At 46.9% G+C, this 20072-nt stretch carries 19 protein-coding genes; all 19 read left to right on the top strand.

The features are described 5' to 3' along the window. Positions 1-136 precede the first annotated feature (136 nt). Complete coding sequence (locus tag OB236_RS12660; protein ID WP_076233541.1) at positions 137-502, top strand: NADH-quinone oxidoreductase subunit A; 366 nt, start codon at positions 137-139, stop codon at positions 500-502. Next, the gene (locus OB236_RS12655) at positions 487-1005 is read left to right on the top strand and encodes a NuoB/complex I 20 kDa subunit family protein (protein ID WP_076233540.1); all 519 of its coding nucleotides are present in this window, start codon (positions 487-489) and stop codon (positions 1003-1005) included. The genes OB236_RS12660 and OB236_RS12655 overlap by 16 nt, the downstream gene beginning before the upstream one ends. Beyond that, positions 1002-2051, top strand: a complete 1050-nt coding sequence (locus tag OB236_RS12650) for an NADH-quinone oxidoreductase subunit C (RefSeq protein ID WP_262684316.1) — start codon at positions 1002-1004, stop codon at positions 2049-2051. The genes OB236_RS12655 and OB236_RS12650 overlap by 4 nt, the downstream gene beginning before the upstream one ends. A 6-nt stretch (positions 2052-2057) precedes the next feature. Continuing rightward, positions 2058-3158, top strand: coding sequence for an NADH-quinone oxidoreductase subunit D (locus tag OB236_RS12645; protein WP_076233538.1), 1101 nt, complete (start codon positions 2058-2060; stop codon positions 3156-3158). Then, on the top strand, positions 3158-4168 hold the full coding sequence (gene nuoH / locus OB236_RS12640) for an NADH-quinone oxidoreductase subunit NuoH (protein WP_262684315.1): 1011 nt from the start codon (positions 3158-3160) through the stop codon (positions 4166-4168). The genes OB236_RS12645 and nuoH overlap by 1 nt, the downstream gene beginning before the upstream one ends. A gap of 46 nt (positions 4169-4214) precedes the next feature. Continuing rightward, positions 4215-4658 (top strand): NADH-quinone oxidoreductase subunit NuoI, encoded by a 444-nt coding sequence (nuoI, locus tag OB236_RS12635; protein WP_262684381.1) that lies wholly within the window; start codon positions 4215-4217, stop codon positions 4656-4658. 1 nt (position 4659) lies between these two features. Beyond that, on the top strand, positions 4660-5184 hold the full coding sequence (locus tag OB236_RS12630; protein WP_262684314.1) for an NADH-quinone oxidoreductase subunit J: 525 nt from the start codon (positions 4660-4662) through the stop codon (positions 5182-5184). A gap of 11 nt (positions 5185-5195) precedes the next feature. Next, positions 5196-5507: an NADH-quinone oxidoreductase subunit NuoK gene (gene nuoK, locus OB236_RS12625; RefSeq protein ID WP_076233609.1), complete on the top strand. Its 312-nt coding sequence runs from the start codon at positions 5196-5198 to the stop codon at positions 5505-5507. A 110-nt stretch (positions 5508-5617) separates the two neighbouring features. Then, complete coding sequence (nuoL, locus tag OB236_RS12620; RefSeq protein ID WP_262684313.1) at positions 5618-7501, top strand: NADH-quinone oxidoreductase subunit L; 1884 nt, start codon at positions 5618-5620, stop codon at positions 7499-7501. Beyond that, a complete protein-coding gene (locus OB236_RS12615) occupies positions 7491-9113 on the top strand; it encodes a complex I subunit 4 family protein (RefSeq protein WP_262684312.1) in 1623 nt (540 codons plus the stop codon). Before nuoL ends, OB236_RS12615 begins: the two co-directional genes overlap by 11 nt. Before the next feature lie 43 nt (positions 9114-9156). After that, positions 9157-10632 carry an NADH-quinone oxidoreductase subunit N gene (locus OB236_RS12610; protein ID WP_262684380.1) on the top strand — a complete coding sequence of 492 codons (1476 nt, stop codon included), beginning with the start codon at positions 9157-9159 and terminating at the stop codon, positions 10630-10632. Positions 10633-11087: 455 nt separating this feature from the next. Continuing rightward, positions 11088-13622 (top strand): S8 family serine peptidase, encoded by a 2535-nt coding sequence (locus OB236_RS12605; protein ID WP_262684311.1) that lies wholly within the window; start codon positions 11088-11090, stop codon positions 13620-13622. 50 nt (positions 13623-13672) lie between these two features. After that, the gene (locus tag OB236_RS12600) at positions 13673-13924 is read left to right on the top strand and encodes a DUF1146 family protein (protein ID WP_076233530.1); all 252 of its coding nucleotides are present in this window, start codon (positions 13673-13675) and stop codon (positions 13922-13924) included. A 180-nt stretch (positions 13925-14104) separates the two neighbouring features. Further along, a complete protein-coding gene (gene murA / locus OB236_RS12595) occupies positions 14105-15427 on the top strand; it encodes a UDP-N-acetylglucosamine 1-carboxyvinyltransferase (protein WP_076233529.1) in 1323 nt (440 codons plus the stop codon). 165 nt (positions 15428-15592) lie between these two features. Further along, positions 15593-16660 (top strand): stage II sporulation protein D, encoded by a 1068-nt coding sequence (gene spoIID / locus OB236_RS12590; protein WP_262684310.1) that lies wholly within the window; start codon positions 15593-15595, stop codon positions 16658-16660. Positions 16661-16717: 57 nt separating this feature from the next. After that, positions 16718-17455: a M23 family metallopeptidase gene (locus OB236_RS12585; protein WP_262684309.1), complete on the top strand. Its 738-nt coding sequence runs from the start codon at positions 16718-16720 to the stop codon at positions 17453-17455. Between the two features lie 171 nt (positions 17456-17626). Beyond that, complete coding sequence (gene spoIIID / locus OB236_RS12580) at positions 17627-17914, top strand: sporulation transcriptional regulator SpoIIID (protein WP_076233526.1); 288 nt, start codon at positions 17627-17629, stop codon at positions 17912-17914. A gap of 190 nt (positions 17915-18104) precedes the next feature. After that, on the top strand, positions 18105-19103 hold the full coding sequence (gene mreB, locus OB236_RS12575) for a rod shape-determining protein (protein ID WP_076233525.1): 999 nt from the start codon (positions 18105-18107) through the stop codon (positions 19101-19103). Between the two features lie 48 nt (positions 19104-19151). Then, a complete protein-coding gene (locus OB236_RS12570) occupies positions 19152-20051 on the top strand; it encodes a flagellar hook-basal body protein (protein ID WP_076233524.1) in 900 nt (299 codons plus the stop codon). The last annotated feature ends 21 nt before the right edge of the window (positions 20052-20072 follow it).

Here is a 20072-nt window from a genome sequence, read left to right as displayed (position 1 = left end):
GCAAATGAGGGAAGGCTTCGCGATTGCAACTTGGGTGCGCTTACAAGCTTACATGAACTGGACTTTTCTTATAAATCTGACAGCACATTTCCATAAAGCTTAACTATTTATAGCATGGGGAGGCGAGTCGTTCACGATGTATATGAACAATTACGTTGTCGTAGCCATTTTTCTCATTCTTGGTGTATTGCTTCCTGTTGTAGCACTTACAGCAGGCCGTTTCTTGCGTCCTTACAAGCCGCTGGATGAGAAGTATACTACTTATGAGAGTGGTAACGAACCGGTCGGCGAGAGCCATGTGCGCTTCAACATCCGGTATTACTTATTTGCGCTGATGTTTGTCATTTTTGATGTGGAAACTGTATTTTTGTACCCATGGGCCGTTGCTTTTAAGCAACTCGGCTTGTTTGCTGTTGTTGAAATGGCGATTTTCGTAGGACTGCTTGTGGTTGGATTAATTTATGCTTGGAAGAAGAAGGTGCTGCAATGGACTTCAATCTAGAGTCAATTAGTCCGGAAGAAAGAGAAGAGCTGGAGCGCAATGTGTTTATGACAACGCTTGAGCAGGTAAAAGCTTGGGCAAGAAGTAATTCGTTGTGGCCTTTAACCTTTGGATTGGCATGCTGTGCGATTGAAATGATGGGTGCCGGAGCTTCTCACTACGATTTGGACCGTTTTGGCGTTATTTTTCGGACTTCACCAAGGCAATCCGACGTTATGATCGTGGCAGGCACCGTAACCAAGAAGATGGCTCCATTGCTGCGCCGCCTGTACGACCAAATGCCAGAACCCAAATGGGTAATTGCGATGGGCTCCTGTGCCACCGCCGGTGGGCCTTACGTCAAATCTTATGCCGTTGTTAAAGGCGTGGATCAGGTCGTACCGGTTGATGTCTACATTCCAGGCTGTCCGCCGAATCCTGCTGCTTTGATTTATGGAATTAACAAGCTGCAGGAAAAAATTCGTTATGAGGCGAAAACCGGCAAGCAGGTGACTAATCGATGAGTGATGAGCAAAAGAAAGATGAATTGGATACAGATAAACAGAATACGGATAAGCTGAATACAGATAAAACTCTGAAGGAACCACAACTGAACGAAGAACCGCCGAAAGCTGCTGCTGATGCAGCGGCAGATCCATCCACTGTCACCAAGGAACCAGATTCAGCTGTCAGATTACCGACGTCAGGGGAATCGCAATCAGCAGCTTCTGATAAGACGGGTAGCCCAAACACTGAGAGCTCCTCAGTCGAAGCGGCAGAAGCTTCAGGCGCAGCTCCTGGGACTGATGCATCTACAGTAGATGCAGAGCAGGAAGCAAAGGCCAAGGCTGACGCGGAAGCGCGAGCTGCCAGGGCCATCGCGCGAGCCAAAAGGGCTGAGGCGGCAGCAGGAGCGTCTCCTGCTGCAACACCAGGCGCAGCTTCGGCAGAAGCTCCTGCGGGTGACCCTGCGGCAGCGGATGATGAGAAGGAAGCGAAGGCGAAGGCTGCCGCAGAAGCACGCGCTGCTCGTGCCGCTGCCAGAGGCAAGAAAACAGAGGGTGAAGAGGATGCAGGGCCTAAGGTCCCTTCTCCTTTACAGCCGCGGCTGGATCATTGGGTAAAGCTGATCAAGGAGCAGGCGGGCGAGGCTGCGATCGAAGAAGCTTTTATTAATGAAAGGGATGCACATCTGCCTTATGTGATCATTAAGAACGAGCACTGGGCTGGAGTTGCGTTATTGTTGAAGCAGCATTGTGAGCTGAAGCTGAACTATTTGCGAAATGTTTCAGGTATTGATCAGGAAACCCATATGGAGGTTGCCTATCATTTGCTTAGTCTGGATACGAAGGCTGAAATGTGCGTGAAAGTGAAAACGTCTCGTGAAACACCATCCATAGACTCCGTCACACCGATATGGCCAACCGCCAATTGGAATGAGCGTGAGATCTTTGATCTGCTCGGTATTGATTTTCCCGGACATCCGGACTTAAGAAGAATAATGATGTCCGACGATTGGGTCGGCCATCCGCTGCGTAAAGATTATGAAGCGCTTGATCCGGAGGTGTAGAAGCTTTTGATTAGAACGGAAGAATTGCTGTTGAATGTTGGACCTCAGCATCCTAGTACGCACGGGGTGTTTCGAATTGTAGTCAAGCTGGATGGTGAGATCATCACCCATGCTGATCCTGTTATGGGCTATCTTCATAGAGGGACGGAGAAGCTCGCAGAAAATTTATCGTATACCCAAATTATTCCTTACACGGATCGAATGGACTATGTTTCGGCGATGACCAATAACTATGTGCTTGTACACGCAGTAGAAAAGCTGATGGGATTGGAAATACCGGAAAAAGCTGATTTTTTGCGACTTATTGTGATGGAACTGCAGCGGGTTGCCAGTCATTTGGTATGGTGGGGAACTTATTTGCTGGATATTGGAGCGATGAGCCCGTTTTTGTTTGCATTTCGCGACCGGGAAATTATTATTGATCTGTTCAATGAATTGTGTGGTGCCCGTTTAACCTATAATTATATGAGGGTTGGCGGCGTGAAGTGGGACGCTCCCGAGGGCTGGATCGAAAAAGTACGCAAATTCATACCCTACATGAGAGAGAAATTGATTGAGTATGGTAATTTAGTCAGCGGCAATGAGATTTTTCTGGCACGGATCAAGGGTGTTGGTAAGTATGATGCAGAAACAGCGATTGCTTATGGGTTGAGCGGGGCTAATTTGCGCTGTACGGGAATCAATTGGGACATCCGCAAGGATCAGCCTTACTGCTTGTATGACCGGTTCGAATTTGATGTGCCTGTAGGTACCAAAGGGGACTGTTATGACCGCTATTTACTGCGTTTTGAAGAGATGAGACAGTCGCTGCGGATATTGGAGCAGGCCGTCGAGCAGTTTCCTGCAGAGGGTGAAATTATGGGTAAGGTGCCTCGTGTGCTTCGTGCTCCTGAAGGAGAGGTATATGCCCGAATTGAGTCGCCTCGCGGTGAAATCGGATGTTATATCGTGTCCAGGGGCAAGGATAAGCCATATCGGTTGAAGTTTCGCAGACCTTCCTTTGTAAACCTGCAAATATTGCCCAAATTATTGGTTGGAGAAACTATGACCAACCTTATCACGATACTCGGAGGCATTGATATTGTCGTCGGGGAGGTGGACTGCTAATGGCCCAACTGTTAAATGAGCAGTTGACGTGGATCAACTTTGCAATTTTTTTCGCATGGGGCGTCGTCTTGCTGATGGTTGTATTAGGTTTCGTTACGTATGCGATTTATTTTGAGCGTAAGGTTATCGGCTGGATGCAAATGCGTATTGGTCCCAATCGGGTAGGTCCGCTCGGACTCTTGCAATCGGTAGCCGATGTACTGAAGCTGTTAATCAAGGAGGATACGATTCCTCATAAGGCGGAGCGGGAACTGTTTATTTTGGCTCCCGTCATCACGTTTATACCGGCATTTGTCGTTATCGCAGTCATCCCGTTCAGCGATAAGCTGTTCAGTACGAATCTGAATGTCGGGCTGCTGTTCTACGTGGCACTATCGGGAATATCAACGATTGGCATTGTGCTTGGAGGCTGGGCTTCCAACAATAAGTATGCGTTAATCGGCGGTATGCGTTCCGCGGCACAGATGATCAGCTATGAAATTCCGTTGGTCATTTCAGTTATCGGTGTTATCATGATGTCAAGCAGCTTGAACCTGAATGTAATTGCACAGGCGCAGGCGGGGGGATTCTGGCATTGGAATTTCCTTCCCCAAATTATTGGTTTTGCTGTGTTTGTAATTGCTGGAGTGTCAGAGCTGAATCGTACTCCATTTGACCTTCCTGAGGCGGAGTCAGAGTTGGTGGCGGGCTATCACGTAGAGTACAGCGGTTTCCGGTTTGCGTTCTTTATGCTTGCGGAATATGTTTATGTATTCGCTATTGCCGGTCTTGCAACTACGCTGTTCCTGGGCGGATGGCATGCACCTTTTGCTTTTCTTGATTTTATTCCAGGCTTAGTCTGGTTTTTATTGAAATTCTCAACCATCGTTTTCTTCTTGTTCTGGATTCGGGCTACGCTGCCGCGGATTCGCGTCGATCAATTGATGGGATTGGGCTGGAAGGTCCTGCTTCCGTTAGCGTTAATCAATGTTCTCGTTACTGCTGTTTATATGAGCATTGGCTGGTCATAAGCCCTTGCAGTCGGTGTATTTCTTCAAATAGGAAGGGTGAGAATTGATGAAAGGGATAGTGAAAGGACTCAGTGTTACCCTCAAAAGCATGACACAAAAAAAAGTAACCTATGCTTACCCTGAAGTACCGATAAAGATGCCGGACCGGTTTCGGGGAATTCAACATTTTGATCCTGAAAAATGTATTGTGTGCAACCAATGTGCCCGTATTTGTCCAACTGAATGTATTACGCTAACAGGTAAAGCAAATCCGGATCCAGAGAAAAAGGGCAAGGTTATCGATACGTACGATATTAATTTCGAGCTCTGTATTTTGTGCGATTTGTGTACAGAGGTATGCCCGACAGAGGCTATTGTCATGACCAATAACTTTGAGCTTAGTGCTTACAGCCGTGACGATCTCTTTAAAAATATGGCATGGTTAAACGAAAACAATGTGAATGTGCGGAAGGAAAACAATTCAGCGCTTCCGAAAGGCGGGGCTAAGTAGCATGTTGAGCAATATGGGGACTTTTTTGTCCAGCGGCGAGAACATTGCCTTTTTCATCTTTGCTTTAATGGCTATCGGCGGTGCGATCTTTATGCTGAGCTTCACAAAGGTTGTGCATATGGTCGTAGCTATTGCAATGACGTTTATTAGTATGGCTGGCTTGTATGTCATTCTGAATGCCGAGTTTGTCGCTTTTGTGCAGGTGCTGATATATGCAGGCGCCATTTCGATCCTGATGATATTCGGAATTATGATGACCAAGCATCAGGGTGAAGAGATCGAACCAAAACGGCCTGTGTACAATACACTACTCTTCATCGGGGCAGCAGGGCTGTTCGGGGTTCTGTTCTACGCCATCCAAAACACAATGATGCCCACAGGTGAATTCAAAGACGTAGCAGACAACACGCTGGAAATCGGGAAGCTGCTGTTCACGCAACATGTCATTCCGTTCGAAATTATGTCTGTGCTGCTGACGGTGTCTTTTATCGGAGCTATTGTTGTAGCCAAAAGGGAGGAGGATTAATCGTGAGTGGACTGAGTGGATTAGCGATACCTTACTTGACACTGGCGGCTATTTTGTTCTGTATAGGGCTGTATGGCGCTTTGTCCAAAAAGAATGCGTTGATCGTGCTGCTGTCGATTGAACTGATGCTCAACGCGGTCAATTTAAATCTGGTCGCGTTCTCCAAGCTCGGGATACATCCTAACTTAACGGGACAGATTTTTTCTTTGTTCAGTATATCTGTCGCGGCAGCAGAGGTTGCGGTTGGCATAGCGATTTTGATCACGTACTATCGCAACAGAGGCACAACGGATGTTAATGAAATGAATTCGTTAAAACGATAAGACGTTGTTAATGGGGTTCATAACGCTTTCGACGTAAGCTTGCTAAAACAAGCTTGAAGTAACGCTTTCGATGTAGCTTGCTGTGCAAGCTTGAAGGAGGACTTAAATTCATGGTATCGGCCTACTCACAGTACGCCTGGCTTATCCCGTTGTTTCCGTTGCTTTCTTTTTTGATTATGACTGCTGTTGGTCGTCAATTGAAAGATGCAGGAGCCTACATCAGTATTGTTGCCATCTTCGCTTCCTTTGTAGTTTCCCTGATGATTTTTATCGAGCGTTTGGGTGGCAATATCGAAGATTATACATGGAACAAGCTGCAGTGGATTAAGCTCGGAACGGGTTCCCTCACAATGGGATTCGAAATCACAAATTTAAATGCGCTAATGCTGGTTATTGTGACCTTGGTTAGCTTGCTTGTGAACCTGTATTCCAAGGGATACATGCACGGTGACGAGCGAATAAATGTATTTTTTGCTTACATAGCGCTGTTCACCTTCTCTATGCTGGGTCTGGTTATTTCGGAAAATTTGATCGAACTGTACATATTTTGGGAGCTTGTCGGGGTATGTTCGTTCCTGCTTGTCGGTTTCTGGTACTTCAAACCGGAGGCGCGCGCTGCTGCGAAAAAAGCTTTTATCGTTACACGGATTGGCGATGTCGGGCTGCTGATCGCGATATTGCTGTTATTCTGGGCAATGCCAAATCACGCAATGGATTTCACCTCGATTCATAATGCATTTACTACTGGTAAAATTTCCGGTGGCACAGCTACACTGATTGCCATTCTGATCTTTGTGGGTGCTGCGGGAAAATCGGGGCAATTTCCATTTCATACCTGGCTTCCCGATGCGATGGAGGGGCCAACGCCAATCAGCGCGTTGATTCACGCGGCGACGATGGTTGCAGCCGGTGTATATTTGGTTGCCAGAACGTTTGACATTTTCCAGGCTTCGCCAACAGCGCTTCTGGTCGTGGCATGTGTCGGTGGCTTTACGGCTATTTTTGCCGCAACTATTGGTACAGCGCAAAATGATATTAAGCGTATTCTTGCTTATTCCACAGTCAGCCAGCTCGGATATATGATGATGGCTCTTGGAATCGGAACGTCAGTGGCTTATACAGCCGGTATTTTTCATTTACTGACGCATGCCTTCTTTAAAGCCCTATTGTTTCTTGGGGCTGGAAGTGTCATTCATGCTGTCCATACACAGGACATCCATGAAATGGGCGGAGTCGGCAGTAAAATGAAGGTTACCGCATGGACGTTTGGGATCGGAACGCTTGCGCTATCCGGTATTCCTCCTTTGTCTGGATTCTGGTCGAAGGATGCTATATTGTCCGAAGCGTACTCGCACAATATGCCATTATTTTGGGTAGGGCTTATCGCTGCGTTCTTCACCGCATTCTATATGTCAAGATTGTTCTTCCTTGTATTCATGGGCAAGCCACGGAATCAAACCAAGCTGCATGAGTCTCCTACAAGTATGACGCTGCCATTGATTGTTTTGGCTGTACTGGCTGTAGTTGCGGGATTCGTGTTTACACCATTCAGTCCATGGCTCGGCACCTGGCTAAGCGGACATGCAGAGGCGGAACATGCCAATATCGTCGTGATGGTGCTGTCCACACTGGTCGGTTTATTGGGTATCGGACTTGGTTATTTGGTCTATATCAAGCGGTCGATTCCAAGCGATGCCGTATCCAGCCGCGCGCCGTGGCTCGTTCGTTTACTACAGCGTAAATATTATATCGACGAAATCTACCATGCTGTATTCGTAGAGCCGCTCAAAAGCCTTGGCAGTCTGCTCCACCTATTTGATGTGTATGTGGTAGATGGTATTGTTCGATTGGTAAGCTTCTCGGTGGTCGGCGTAGGCAGGGTAGGCTCGCGTCTACAAAACGGACATGTACAAACCTACGGGCTTGCAACGCTGTTGGGTCTGCTTATCTTGATCCTGGCTATAGCCGGAAGGAGGTTCATTAATGCCGGATAGCTTGCACCTCTTATCGCTCATTGCTTTTTCACCACTGATTGGTGTTCTAATACTTCTATTTGTGCCCAAAAGTCAAGGGTTTTGGATCAAAACCATTGCGATCATCACGACACTTATCCCACTGGGGTTGTCCGCGTGGTTGTATGCGGCATTTAATCAACAGGTGGCGGGTATGCAATTCAAAGAGGAATTAAGTTGGATTCAAGTACCGCTAAATCACGAGGTATTAAACGGGATCACTTCATTTTTCTTTGAATTTAAGTATGTGATGGCGGTTGATGGTCTTTCCTTGCCGCTCGTCTTTTTGACAGCATTGGTTGCCTCGATGGCGGCACTTGCTTCGGTGTATATCAAAAAACGCTGGAAGTCGTATTATATTTTATTTTTGCTGCTGGAGACCGGGATGTTCGGTGTGTTTATGGCTCAGGATTTGTTCTTGTTCTTCGTGTTTTTTGAAATTACAATTATTCCGATGTTCTTTCTTATTGGGATATGGGGATACATGGATCGCGAAAGAGCGGCTAATAAATTTCTGATCTACAATGGGGTTGGCTCAGCCATCATGCTGATTGCTTTCCTGATTCTTGTCAGCACGGCGGGCTTTGGACAGATCTCGAATGAGACAGGGACTTCCATATATTACAGCGGGGATATTAGCGTCATAACGAATCATCTGTTCGAATCTGCAGACTCTCCTGTGAACCAGGCGGATATAGAGGCTAATCCGTTCTATATGGGTGCTGGCATGAAATGGACCTTGTTCATTATGCTGTTGGTTGCGTTCGGCATTAAGCTGCCGATTTTCCCTTTCCACACCTGGATGCTCAAGGTGCATACGGAGGCACCGCCTTCTATTGTCATGATCCACTCCGGTATTTTGCTGAAGATGGGGGCTTTTGGTCTAATCCGCTTCGGGATTCTGCTCTTTCCGGAGCAGGCGACGGCATGGGCGACAGTGCTGGCTGTGCTCGGCGTCGTTAATATTTTGTATGGGGCTATTCTGGCTTTTGTACAAAAGGATTTCAAGCTGGTGCTGGCCTACTCGAGTATAAGCCATATGGGTATTGTGCTGCTCGGTATCGCTGCGTTTAATACGATTGGGATGGAAGGCGCAGTGTTTCAACTGGTGTCCCATGGCTTGATCTCGGCGCTTATGTTTCTGCTCGTGGGTGCTATCTATGAACGAACGAAAACAACGATGCTGGATGAGCTTGGCGGCTTGGCGAGAACGGTGCCTTTTATATCGGGAATTTTGTTAGTATCCGGTATGGCTTCACTCGGTCTGCCTGGATTATCTGGCTTTATAAGTGAATTTCTTGTGTTTGTTGGTTTATTTCAAACTGCGAAGATCCTTACCGTGGTTGGAACGCTGGGTGTTATTTTTACGGCTGTTTACATTTTACGAGGGGTCCTGGGTATTACCTACGGCCCGACCAAGGTATTGCCCGAAGGTATTCGCGATGCGCGGTTAGTGGAGGCAATCCCGATGATCACACTGGTTGCTTTTATCGTTGTATTGGGCATATATCCAGCCGTGCTCAGTGAACCTCTGCATCAAACCGTTAATGGCTTCGATCAATTTATCCATACAATAGCAAAGACAGGGGGCTAGACCGGTGGAACAACTACATCTCCAATGGAGCGATCTTGGATATATGACACCGGAGTTGACTCTGGTTATTGCTGCGGTGGTATTATCGTTGCTGGATCTGGTGCTGCCTAAGCGAATCAATCGAACCATGCTGGGCTGGTTATCCTTGGCGAGTATTCTCATTTCTATAGGCTTTGTCATTAGCTTCCTTCAGCCTGTAGAACCGAAGCAGCTGCTTGGTCTCAGCTATAGAATTGATGATTTTGCCAATATCATTAAGCTGATCCTACTTACAGGAGCGGGCTTTGTTACCTTTATGAGTATCGGCCTGATTAAAGAACGCGAAATCCCGCATATTGGCGAGTTTTTCTATTTGCTGCTTCCGGCAACATTAGGTGGTATGATCATGGCCTCCTCAGGGGATCTGATTACCCTATTTGTAGGCCTTGAACTGCTGAGCATTACCTCTTACATCTTGGTCGCGATGCGCAAAAAAGATCTACGGGCCAACGAAGGTGCCTTTAAATATATGGTACTTGGCGGAATTTCCTCGGCTATTATTTTATACGGAATGTCTTTTTTATACGGGATGTCCGGATCGACCAATATTGTGGAAATTCGCAATGCAATCGGTCAAAATGCGGCAGATCTGCTGCCATTGATCTATGTTTCATTTTTCCTGCTGCTGGCAGGCTTTGGATTCAAAATCGCCGCGGCCCCCTTTCATATGTGGGCTCCTGATGTGTATCAAGGGGCGGCTACGCCGGTTACAGCTTTTCTCGCTGTCGTGTCGAAGGCTGCTGCTTTTGCCATCACCTTCCGCATCTTGTATGTGGTATTTGCAGTAGGGCCTTTGAGTCAACTGCCGATTCATGGAGATGTGCTGCTATCGTTAATGGTAGTTGCAGCGCTTGCGATGGTCATGGGTAATTTTACGGCGCTTCGTCAAACGAATATGAAGCGACTGCTGGCATATTCAGGCGTTGCCAATTCCGGTTACCTGTTGGTACCGCTGGCAATCTACTTCTCTGATGTCCATTTCTCCAACTTTTCAGAGTTCGCCTTTTACTTGATTGCCTACCTCTTTATGAACATCGGAATCTTTGCTGTCGTGATGATTATCGAGCATTCTACAGGTGATGAGACAACGAGTGGTCTTGCCGGGTTGTACTATCGGGCACCAGCGACGGCAGTGGGAACTGTGTTTCTCGTGCTTAGTTTAGCGGGACTGCCGATATCGGGTGGATTTTTCGGAAAGCTGTACATTCTACTTGGAACCTTGCAAACACACAATTATTGGCTGGCCGCGGTGATGATCGGGACGAGTGTCGTCTCCTATTACTATTACTTCGGATTGATCCGTCAAATGTTCATGCGTGGTGATATGGAATCACGTGAGGTATTCATTACATGGCCGCTCGGTATTACGCTGTGGTTGTGCGTTGCAGCCAGTATTGTCATGGGGGCTGTGCCGCAGTGGGTGCTGAACTGGATTGAACAAATATTTACGCTAACTCAGGATTTGCTGTTCATAGGCTGATCCTGTCTGGTTAGGAATTCAAGCCCGGTAACTGCGCAATTTGCGCGCTTGCCGGGCTATTTTTATAACATAAGAATTTATAAGTTTTCAGTGGAGCTGAAGGATTCTTATGTTTCAAGAAAACCTACCTCTAAACCGCGATCGCTCATCTTTGAAAGGCCTCGATAGAGGTTTTCTTATTGCTTGTATATGGACCAATTCGTTGTTCATTTCAGAGCTTTCATCTCCATAAAAGCAGAGACATTAGGTACTACCTGGAAAGAGCATTAACAGCTGTAAAGATAATTCGAGTCCACCTGTTTGCTGAAGGAGTCTCTTGGGTAATTACCAGCATGTAATGTTCATAAAACCTCCACTATTTACTATCCCTTTTTCTTCAATCAAGGCAGGTAAATCATATCTCACTATCGAATACAAGAAGGCTACACCATAATGAAGGAAAAGGAATCAAGGATATGCTTCTTAAACAAGTCATCGTGAAGCTGCTACATTGTATTATTGGAGTTGCTCTGTTCACCTCATTCTCAGGTATTATTCATGGAGAAGAGCAAGCTGTCACCATTGCTGCTAGCGGTGATGATCCTTTAGCGGTAAAGCAGTCCTATTTAAAACAAATCCACGCTGAGGAAGCCTGGGACACAGTTAAGGAGAACAATACCATTACAATTGCTATTGTCGATACAGGTGTTGATTTAAAACATCCTGATCTCGTGTCTAACCTTGTTCCTGGAGTAAATCTGATCAATAGTAAACGAACACCGCAGGATGATAATGGTCATGGCACGAATGTTGCAGGGGTAGTTGCTGCAGCAGGAAATAATGACATGGGAATTACCGGTATTTTGTGGAAAGCTCAAATCATGCCGATTAAAGCGTTGGAGTCGGATGGTTCTGGCGGCGAGGCTAAGCTTGCTGAAGGGATTCGATACGCAGTTGATCATGGTGCCAAGATTGTCGTGTTATCTCTCGGATTAAATAAGTATTCCACCCTCATGAGCGAAACTGTCAAATATGCGGAGGAACATGATGTACTACTGGTAGCGGCAACGGGGAATGAAGGTAACAGTGTCAAGTATCCGGCTGCCTACGCTACCGTATTGGCTGTTGGGGGGATGACAGCAGACCGTGTAGCAGATGCCCGTTCCAACAAAGGAATGGAGATTGATCTGGTAGCCCCTTGGGATGTGTTTACAACAGCTCTTGGGGGTTCGTATGAATATAAGGATGGTACCTCCATGGCTGCGCCCCAGGCAGCAGCTGTTGCAGCTCTGGCGTGGAGTCGGCACCCTGAGCTGAAAGCTTACCAAATTCGTCAGCTGCTCAGACAGACGGCAGATAATCTGGGATCACCTGGCTGGAACGCTTCCACAGGTTATGGCTTGCTGCGTGCGGATCGTGCTGTCAGTGAAGCGCCGCTGCTGGATATGTATGAGCCCAACAACCGCAAGGATCAGGCTAAATCGATATCCATAAGCAAGATGCTGACGGCTTCCTTCTCGGACGGTTCCGATCCGGATTGGTTTTACTTTGATGCTCCTTATGATGGAACTGTTCAACTGACGTTTGATTTAGCTGCGGACCAGCAGGTTGCTGTACAGCATACAGATGCTACCGGCGCCTTTACGAGTGTGACGGCGGTTCCGGGTACTCCAATAGATCTGAAAGTAAATAAGGGTCGCAGCTATGTGCTGCTTCAGCTCGCTAATCGCAATTGGAAGCAGGAGGTTCCTTACAAGCTTACAACTGCTTTTCAAATTTATCGTGATCAATTTGAAGATAATGACCGACAGTTCAAAGCTTACGTGCTGCCATCCAAAAGTCAGAGTCTGACCGGCACCTTTCATCAAAATGAGGATCAAGACTGGTTTGAATTTCCTGTTGAGCAATCAGGTAGCTTGAGTATTGAAGTCAGCGCGGATACGGCAAGAATGGATCTGGTGCTGTTCGTGCAAAAGCAAGGCGAAAAAGCCTATACGGTGGACGAGAACGAGGATGGGGGCTCGGAATCCTTGAGTCTTCCTCAAGTATTTCCGGGAAATTATTATATCCGGGTTACGAACGTGAAGGACTACGCATTTCCTATTGCAGGCGAATACACGTTGAAAATTAACTATGATGTCAAGCAAATGGATCCGAATGAGCCGAACAATCGATCTTATCAGGCAACGACGGTTTCCTTAGGCACAGCCTATTATGGTTTAATTGATAAAGTGGATGATCTGGACTGGTTTCAATTCAAGCTGGATGAGGAGAGCATGACCCAGATCGAGCTCACGGATATACCGGATGGCTCGACGATGTTTTTATCCCTATTTGATGGGGCCTTGAAGCCTGTGTATAATACGGATGGAACACTTGAAATTAGGGCAGCACAGCGCTTATCAGCGGGAACGTATTATGTGAAGCTGAGTGCGAACCAACCGTTTGACCGCAGTCTGTACCAATTCATTGTAAATGCTAAGCCGTTAACAGGAGGATTTTCAGATATTCGCGGACATTGGGCACAGGATGCGATTCTTTCTATGAGCGCCAAGCAGATCGTCAATGGTTATGATAATTACACATTTCGACCGGACCAAACGATCACACGTGCTGAAGCGACCGCGATATTGGGGCGTGCCTTTCAACTAACACAGTCCAAAACTATTGCTTATACGGATCTTACAACTAAACACTGGGCATATGATTGGATCGCTCGTGCAGCAGGGCGAGGCATTATCGATGGCTATCCGGACCGTTCGTTTGCTCCTGACCAACCGATCAGCCGAATGGAAATGACCTCTATGATGGCGCGGAGCATGAATATAACGGGCAATCAGCGAGGTGCAGTGCCTTTTACCGATGTGGATGACCAGTATTGGGGCGTCGGCATATTGAGGCAAATGAAAGCTGGAGGATGGATTGGCGGTTACGCTAATGGTTCCTTTCGTCCTGACCAACAAGCCACACGTGCTGAGTTCATCACCATGCTGACGCAAATACTACGGTAACCGTTCTTAAGCGAATGAATCGATCAAGATTGTAATAAAGGAGTCCTCACATGGATTATGTGGAACAAATGAATTCTTCACTTGGTATGAATGGCTTACTGAACATCTTTATTGCTTTGTTCTGCATAGGATTCTCCTGGTGGGCACTGCAAGAGCTGCAGTTGGAACGAATATTGAAAAGACCCAGAGGCATGCAGGCCAAGCTGCTGCAAATTTTGCTTTCTATCGCATTGGGCTATCAGGTTGCCAAATTTATTATTGATTATTTCCATTGGTCCACCTGGCTTCCGGGGATGTTTTGAGTCGAATTCCGCATAAACAAGGTGGATTTTGTCAACAATGGTTAGTATAGCGACCTTAAATTTTTAGTTGGTTTCGAATCCTATCTTACAGATCAGATAGATAAATCAAATTTACACGCTGCAGGTTCAATGCTAAACTAGACAAAGCTTGCATAGAAAACAGCGCAGAGGGGGACCATGATGAACAGAATTATTGTCCGCGGCGGCCGACGATTGTCAGGCAGAGTCAAAATACATGGGGCTAAAAATGCCGTCCTGCCAATTATCGCAGCCTCAATTCTGGGTATAGAGGGAGATAGCGTTATCCATGATGCACCTCCTCTTGATGACGTTATTGTGATTAATAGCGTTCTGGAAAGTATCGGAATTGAAGTCGAATACCATAACGAAACGATACGTATTAATGCACAAAATATTCGTACTTGTGAAGCATCCTATGAACTGGTACGTAAAATGAGGGCTTCATTTTTGGTCATGGGTCCTTTATTAACCCGCATGGGACAGGCGAGAATTTCACTCCCTGGCGGCTGCGCGATTGGTACGCGTCCAATCGATCAGCATTTGAAAGGCTTTGAAGCGATGGGGGCGGAAATTGAGCTTGGTCAAGGCTATATTGAAGCCAGAGTGCAAGGAAGACTGAAAGGCGCCAAAATTTATTTGGATGTAGCCAGCGTAGGGGCTACCGAGAATATTATGATGGCAGCAACCTTGGCTGAAGGGACAACAACGATCGAGAATGCGGCCAAGGAGCCTGAAATCGTTGACTTGGCTAATTATTTAAATGCGATGGGTGCAACGATTCGTGGTGCTGGTACCGGATTGATCCGGATTGATGGCGTGGATAAGCTTAAAGGCGCTGTACATACGGTAATTCCGGACCGGATCGAAGCAGGTACATATATGGTCGCTGCGGCTATTACACGAAGCGATTTGTTTATTGAAGGAGCCATTGCCGATCATTTACGTCCGATTATCTCCAAGCTGCAAGAAATGGGAGTCCAGATCGAGGAAGACGAGAACGGATTACGTGTCTTTACCGACAAACCGCTCAGAGCCGTAGATGTGAAAACATTGCCGTATCCAGGATTCCCTACCGATATGCAGTCCCAGATGATGGCCTTACTGCTAACGGCTGATGGTACGGCCATTGTTACAGAAACTGTGTTTGAAAATCGTTTCATGCATGTTGAGCAGTTGGTTAACATGAACGCTCAAATCAAGGTGGATGGACGAACCGCTGTTATTAGCGGAGGCAGTAGACTGCAGGGAGCCAAGGTTTGTGCGACCGACCTGCGTGCCGGAGCTGCTTTGATTCTGGCAGCGCTTGCCGCAGATGGAGAGACGGAAGTTACAGGAGTTCATCATATTGATCGGGGTTACGTGGATATCGCCTATAAGCTACAGCAGCTGGGTGCCGATATTCAGTGCTTATCCCATAAAGTAGTTCCTGTAGAGGAAGAAGAAGAGCTGCAGCTATTCTCAGTCAGCCCGATATTAGCTTAATTGCGCATAGCGTTTACGAAGAGAGACTCTTTCCGGTTTAAGGAGAGGGTCTTTTCTTTGCACAAGGCTTGTTCTATTCTATCTTTTTGATTCATACAATGAGGTGACTAAGCAGAGTTTCAGGCTCAGTGATCTTGGAGTTGACAAAAGATGGAGGGACAAGCCTTGGACCCAAAGAAAGCAATTCGCCTAGCGCTCCTGTGTTTGTCCAGCTTTGTTGCAGTAGTCGTAGCGGCGCCTTCTATCCTCTGGAAAAATAGTGCGTCGGTGTCGATGCCATCTGTCATATCGGCTAATCCGACTGCCGAGACTGACCCATCGATGCCATCCGTCTATCGACAGGGATCGTCGTCGCTGTATATCCCCGTCTATCTCACAAAGGAGAAAAAGGTAGAGTCACTGCCGCTAGAAACATATGTACGAGGGGTATTGGCTGCGGAAATGCCCATAGAATTCGAGTTAGAGGCGTTAAAAGCTCAGGCGATGGCTGCTCGTACCTATATTATTCGCAAGCAGGTTGAGCAGGAAATGGGTAACCTGCCGCCTGGTGAAGCTCTGGTAACCGATACGATCAATCATCAGGTTTATGTGAGTGATCTCGAGCTCAAAGCACGCTGGGGATCACTGTATGAGGGTAATTCGGACAAGCTCGACCAGGCCATTCGGGAAACAGAGGGAGTTATTCTAACCTATGATGGGAAGCCAATTGAAGCCAATTTTTTCTCTACCAGCAACGGGTATACGGAAAATTCGGAAGATTACTGGAATTCGTATATTCCCTATTTGCGCAGTGTGCCAAGCCCATGGGACCGTATGCTCTCACCACGTTTCAAGGAAACCGTCGAGATGTCGGCGGCTGCTTTAAGAAGTAAGCTGGGCATTAGCAGCACACTCTCTGTTTCTACGGGTAGTGGTAGCGGCTTGCAGGTTGTAGAGCTGTCCCAAGGGCACCGAATCAAGAAGCTGCGGATTGCAGGCAAGGCGTTCAGCGGGCGTGAAGTGCGCGAAAAGCTTGGATTGAATTCATCCCAATTCCAGTGGAGCTGGCAAGGAGACCGCTTGCAGATCACGACTTTTGGTTACGGCCATGGCGTGGGTATGAGCCAATGGGGGGCACAGGGGATGGCCCTTGAGGGACGTAAGGCCGAAGAGATCGTCAAATACTTTTATACCGGAATTGAACTGGGCGAAGCTGCAAACTTCTCAAAAGGAAATAATTTGCAAAAAAAATAGTAGTTTCGCGTATAAAACTCGCAACCGTGGCAACAATGGTTAGCGAGGTGATAGTCTATGAGTGATCAAAAAAGAGATTTACAGACCAAGCAAGAAGCTCCTAAATCAAACACGGGAGCGCAAGGCAATGCAGCATTTTCGTGGAAAAGATTGTTGTCCAAAAAATGGGTATTTCCAGCAACCTACATGGCAGCGGCGGCAATTATCTTAACGTTAATGTGGGTTTATCAAGACGCCGGCAAATCGGTTCTCAAAGGCGAGTTCGGGGTCGGGCAGGATATAGCCAAATCGACAGTAACCGAAAACGTAATGAAGCCTGAAACGCTGCCAGTCAACGTAGCCACAGAAACGATGCAGAGGCCTTTTAAAGAAGCGGGCGAGCTGGAAGTAACCTTGCCTTTCTTTGACAGTAAAGCTTCTAGCGAAGTGCGCCAGGCTGCTATGGTTGAGTACGGGGATACCTTCACTCCACACATGGGTATCGATTATGCCCAACCCGACAATCAGCCCTTTGATGTAGTCGCAGCTATGAGCGGCAAGGTAACGGCAGTAGAGAAAAATCCAATCGTGGGCAACCTGATTGAAATTACGCACAGCAATGGCCTTGTGACCGTATACCAAAGCTTGAATGAGTTGAAGGTCGCTAAGGATGCTGACGTCAAAAAAGGCGATGTCATCGCCAAGGCAGGCCGCAATGAATTGGAAAAAGATCAGGGTGTGCACCTTCACTTTGAAGTTCGTCAAGGCCAGGGCGGCCCTGCTGTGAATCCGGATCCCTTCTTTAGCGAGCATTAATTCCCAGCATAAATGAGTGTTTCTTGGAGCGCAATTGCGCTCTTTTTTTATTTTTAGCGCTTTTTTTGAAAATAATGGTCATATAAAGCTTGTCACGCTTGGAAACAGAGAATATAAGCTAGCTCCCCTCATATAATGTACCAAACTGACTCGAGTAGGGAGGCGAGGGGAGTGCACGATTACATCAAAGAGCGAACCATTAAAATCGGACGTTGCCTAGTGGAAACGAAGCACACGGTTCGCACCATTGCAAAGGAATTTGGTGTTTCAAAAAGCACGGTGCATAAAGACCTGACAGAGCGTTTGCCAGAGATTAATCCCGATCTGGCTAATCAGGTAAAACACATTCTGGAGTATCACAAATCGATTCGTCACCTGCGGGGAGGAGAAGCCACCAAGATTAAATATCGCAAAACCCGTAATCCGAAATCGCATGACAAGCTTGTAACAGCCAAATAATCAGGGAACTGAAAGTCATGAAAAACCTCCCGAAAACACGTCTAATAAAAGAAGCAGGTTTTGTCGATAAAAATGATATAAAAAAAGAGGAATTTGCAATTTAATAGCGAAATTAGTTGAGATAACGGTTATAATAGGAATACCGCTTCTTTTCGAGGATGGACGGTTTTGTTTAGGGAGGAACTTTTCAATGTTAAGCAAGGATATTGGCATCGATCTAGGGACAGCGAACGTCCTTATTCATGTGAAGGGACGCGGAGTTGTGCTGGATGAGCCGTCTGTCGTCGCAATAGAAAGCGATACAAAGCGGGTGTTGGCTGTCGGTGAAGAAGCATTCCGCATGGTGGGACGTACACCAGGGAATATTATCGCCATTCGCCCGCTTAGGGACGGCGTTATTGCCGATTTTGAAATTACAGAAACCATGTTGAAGCATTTTATTAATAAAGTAGGGGGCAAAAAATGGTTCAGTCATCCCAGAATCCTCATTTGTGCCCCTACCAATATTACATCTGTAGAGCAAAAAGCGATTCGTGAGGCCGCAGAACGAAGTGGAGCTCGCGAGGTGTTTTTGGAAGAAGAGCCGAAGGCAGCAGCTATTGGAGCAGGCATGGATATTTTTCAACCCAGCGGCAACATGGTTGTGGATATTGGCGGCGGAACTACAGATGTTGCTGTATTATCGATGGGAGACATCGTTACCTCTTCTTCGGTGAAAGTAGCAGGCGACATGTTTGACTCGACGATTATGAAGTATGTGAAGACCAAGTACAAACTCCTCATAGGGGAACGTACTTCAGAGGATATTAAAATCAGAATCGGAACTGTGTATCCAAGCGGTCGCCGGGAATCGATGGACATACGTGGCAGAGACATGGTCAGTGGCCTGCCGTTAACCATTACTATTAACTCGGAAGAGATTTACGAGGCACTATGGGATCCGGTTTCTTCGATTGTTGCATCGGCAAAAAGCGTGTTAGAGCGAACGCCTCCAGAGCTGTCGGCTGATATTATTGATCGTGGTGTCATTCTTACTGGCGGTGGAGCACTGCTGCATGGTATTGATCAATTGCTGGCGGACGAGCTGAAGGTTCCTGTTTTGATAGCTGAGGATCCTATGCATTGCGTCGTCAAAGGGACGGGTATTATGCTGGACAACCTGGATAAAGTAGTCAAGCGTAAATTTTGATCGAAATTGCCTTCACACCAAATCGCCAGCCTATAAGGGGGAGCCTCGATGTTAAGAGGACTATACACTGCTGCATCTGCCATGATCTCGCAGCAGCGGAAGCATGATATTGTGACCAATAACATCGCGAATATCAATACGCCAGGCTTTAAGCAAGGGTACGGAATTAATCGTTCATTTCCCGAGATGTTAATTTCGAGAATCAATAATGGCCTGGGTGAGCCCGGTGCTGTACCTGTTGGTCGTCTGAATACAGGCGTTATGGCAGAGGAGAATATCGCCTTGCACACACAGGGGGATATGCAGGAGACGAACAATCCGTTTGACTTTGCGCTGGTTTCGAACATTCAATTGCCAGGAGCGACGTTCGATGCATCGGGTAAATACGTAGATGCCAACGGACAGCGGACGATTCAGCCGCAAGCCTTTTTTACAATCCTTAACGATAACGGTGAGCAGCGTTTTTCACTAAATGGGAAGCTGTCTGTAGATGGGACAGGCCAACTCATTACCCCGGATGGTTATCGGGTATTGGGAGGAGATGGGCAGCCAATCCTGCTGCTGGATCCTGCAACACAAACGCCTGTAACCAATTTTCGTATTACGAAGCTTGGACAGTTCACAAATTCCGATGGTTTGTTATTGCAAAATGCAAATAATCAACCGTTGAATCTACTAATTAGCCGTGTTGAGGACCCTAACCAACTGGTGCGTGAAGGAAATGGCTTGTACCGACTTAATGCAGGCAGCGAAGGCTTGGCCAGAGCCGTTAATCCGGATGATCAAGTAGAAGTGCGTCAAGGATTTGTTGAGCGTTCCAATGTGGATGCAAGTCAATCGATGGTGGACATGATGGCGGCATCACGTGCTTATGAAGCGAATCAGAAGGTTGTTCAATTTTATGATCGAAGTATGGACAAGGCAGTTAATGATGTAGGCCGTGTATAATCCATCCTTATGAGGATGTGT

The sequence above is a fragment of the Paenibacillus baimaensis genome (assembly GCF_025567575.1).
Note: the sequence above shows the minus strand (reverse complement) of the source record. Positions and strands in the feature narration are given on the sequence as shown.

Excerpts from the sequence above, each read along its gene's own strand:
- OB236_RS12585 (WP_262684309.1), top strand. The coding sequence starts at position 16,718 with ATGAGTGATCAAAAAAGAGATTTACAGACCAAGCAAGAAGCTCCTAAA.
- OB236_RS12615 (WP_262684312.1), top strand. The coding sequence starts at position 7,491 with ATGCCGGATAGCTTGCACCTCTTATCGCTCATTGCTTTTTCACCACTG.
- OB236_RS12650 (WP_262684316.1), top strand. The coding sequence starts at position 1,002 with ATGAGTGATGAGCAAAAGAAAGATGAATTGGATACAGATAAACAGAAT.
- OB236_RS12630 (WP_262684314.1), top strand. The coding sequence starts at position 4,660 with ATGTTGAGCAATATGGGGACTTTTTTGTCCAGCGGCGAGAACATTGCC.
- nuoL (WP_262684313.1), top strand. The coding sequence starts at position 5,618 with ATGGTATCGGCCTACTCACAGTACGCCTGGCTTATCCCGTTGTTTCCG.
- murA (WP_076233529.1), top strand. The coding sequence starts at position 14,105 with ATGAACAGAATTATTGTCCGCGGCGGCCGACGATTGTCAGGCAGAGTC.
- OB236_RS12660 (WP_076233541.1), top strand. The coding sequence starts at position 137 with ATGTATATGAACAATTACGTTGTCGTAGCCATTTTTCTCATTCTTGGT.
- nuoH (WP_262684315.1), top strand. The coding sequence starts at position 3,158 with ATGGCCCAACTGTTAAATGAGCAGTTGACGTGGATCAACTTTGCAATT.
- OB236_RS12610 (WP_262684380.1), top strand. The coding sequence starts at position 9,157 with ATGACACCGGAGTTGACTCTGGTTATTGCTGCGGTGGTATTATCGTTG.
- mreB (WP_076233525.1), top strand. The coding sequence starts at position 18,105 with ATGTTAAGCAAGGATATTGGCATCGATCTAGGGACAGCGAACGTCCTT.
- OB236_RS12570 (WP_076233524.1), top strand. The coding sequence starts at position 19,152 with ATGTTAAGAGGACTATACACTGCTGCATCTGCCATGATCTCGCAGCAG.
- nuoI (WP_262684381.1), top strand. The coding sequence starts at position 4,215 with ATGAAAGGGATAGTGAAAGGACTCAGTGTTACCCTCAAAAGCATGACA.
- OB236_RS12605 (WP_262684311.1), top strand. The coding sequence starts at position 11,088 with ATGCTTCTTAAACAAGTCATCGTGAAGCTGCTACATTGTATTATTGGA.
- OB236_RS12600 (WP_076233530.1), top strand. The coding sequence starts at position 13,673 with ATGGATTATGTGGAACAAATGAATTCTTCACTTGGTATGAATGGCTTA.
- OB236_RS12655 (WP_076233540.1), top strand. The coding sequence starts at position 487 with ATGGACTTCAATCTAGAGTCAATTAGTCCGGAAGAAAGAGAAGAGCTG.